The organism is Pseudomonas sp. SIMBA_041 (genome assembly GCF_046535095.1).
Classification (GTDB): Bacteria; Pseudomonadota; Gammaproteobacteria; order Pseudomonadales; family Pseudomonadaceae; genus Aquipseudomonas; species Aquipseudomonas mucoides.
Map to the genome: position 1 here is coordinate 1 of NZ_JAWRXJ010001045.1, position 229 is coordinate 229.

General features: G+C 38.4%; 1 protein-coding gene. It reads left to right on the forward strand.

The features are described 5' to 3' along the window. The coding region (locus SB725_RS34290) for a hypothetical protein (RefSeq protein ID WP_410923841.1) at positions 1 to 229 on the forward strand (229 nt) is incomplete at both ends.

Consider the following 229-nt stretch of genomic DNA (forward strand, 5'->3'; position numbering starts at 1 on the left):
CTAAAAGTGTCAATGACGGACAAAAACTAATTATTGGAGCGGGAAATTCCTTAGCCGATACAAATGCCCTTAATACAAATAGCTTAACGAACGGTCAATTCTTAATAGTCGGAGATAATGGTTTAAAGCAAGGTCTTTCTGTAGCTTTAGCTAATCCTGCAGCTCCCGGAGGAGCTACTAGTTATCGTTTTGCTTCTATTTGGAAAGTACAAAATACATCAAGTGTAGG